Annotated in this window: 1 protein-coding gene and 1 pseudogene; both read right to left on the reverse strand. The window is 57.3% G+C overall.

All coding sequences use genetic code 11. The features are described from left to right. Window positions 1–36: 36 nt before the first annotated feature. A complete protein-coding gene (locus VKV29_RS05570; RefSeq protein WP_324200316.1) occupies window positions 37–282 on the reverse strand; it encodes a hypothetical protein in 246 nt (81 codons plus the stop codon). Between the two features lie 72 nt (window positions 283–354). Then, window positions 355–1,446: pseudogene (locus VKV29_RS05575) on the reverse strand (ammonium transporter); the annotation flags it as partial.

Below are 1,446 nucleotides of genomic sequence, written 5' to 3' on the forward strand. Positions count from 1 at the left end.
CCAGCTTTTGGGGGCGAATCATCGCTTCTACTTTTATCATTGTGTTGCCTCCTCTGTCTGTCGCTTCAGCTCGTATCTCAGAGCGAAGAGCCGAAACAGCAAGAGAATGACCAACCCAACCGTAACTGCCGGGCTTAAACGATGTTGGAGGTTAAGTACTATTGCCCAACAAAGGGTGGCGCCGAGAACGGCATAGCCCAGCACGATTTGGACGCGCTGCATCCTCCGCTCACGGATGGCCTGCTCTTGCTTTCTCTGTACCCTGTTCTTTTTCGTCTTCATAGGAGTTTTTTCCTTTTTTACCGGATTGGGCGGGGGCAGTGGTTATAAGCCCCCGCCATTAATGACGATCTGCTATTTCGCTCCGGCCGGCGCTCCGCCGCCTAGATTGGGGGCGGATGTAATGGCCATGGAAGCGCTGGGGGTAGAGGGGGTGGCGAGCACATCGTCGGGATAGGCGACGATGCCGAACTCCGGCTCGTCGAGACCCATCGTTTCGACCTCCGGCGAAACCCGCATACTCTTAACGGCGTTGACGATCTTGAAGACGATGAAGGTAAGCCCGAATGACCAGGCTACACAGACGGTAGAGCCGACGAGCTGGGCCAGAAACTGACTGGTGTCGCCCTGGAACAGGCCAACGACTCCAAGCCCCGCCTTGCCGAGGTAGCTCGATGCACCCACGCCGTTCCAACCGGCTCCGTAGGTGCCGTCGGCAAAAAGCCCTAGGCAAATGCCGCCCAGCCACCCACAGTAGCCATGCACCGAAATAGCTCCACAAGGATCATCTATCTTAAGAACGTTGTCGTTGAAAAGAACGCCCCAGCAGACTGTGATGCCGGCGAGAATGCCGATGACCATCGCGGAGGTAGGAGAGACAAACGCACAGGGCGCCGTGATGGCCACCAATCCTGCCAACATGCCGTTACAGGCCATGGAGATATCGGGTTTGCCGAACTTAAGATACCAGAAAACCATGGCCGCTGCCGCGCCAAAGATCGCCGCTAGGTTGGTGTTGACTGCGATCACCGAAACGCGAAGGTCGGTATCGCCTAAGGTAGAGCCTGGGTTGAAACCCATCCATCCAAATAAGAGGATGAATGTTCCGGTGACAACGAAGGCGATGTTGTGAGCGGGGAAGGCGCGTGGTTTGCCATCCGGCCCGTACTTCCCTAGCCGTGGCCCCAAGATAATGGCCAACGCCATGGCGGCAAACCCTCCTACGGCGTGCACGACGGTTGAGCCGGCGAAATCCACATAGCCGTGCCCGAGATGCATGGTATTGCCGAGGTTGGCCAACCATCCCCCTCCCCAACACCAGCAGCCGAAGATGGGGTAGAGAATGGCCCCGATGAACAGCTCGCACAGTACGAAAGCACCGAAGGTGATGCGCTCACAGATGGCACCCACGATAATGTAGCCGGCCGTCTCCATAAAGACCACCTC

This window comes from Chthonomonas sp., assembly GCF_035294165.1.
Classification (GTDB): Bacteria; Armatimonadota; Chthonomonadetes; order Chthonomonadales; family Chthonomonadaceae; genus Chthonomonas.

Bases quoted from the DNA above. Each gene is read 5' to 3' on its own strand.
- VKV29_RS05570 (WP_324200316.1), bottom strand. From the start codon at position 282: ATGAAGACGAAAAAGAACAGGGTACAGAGAAAGCAAGAGCAGGCCATC.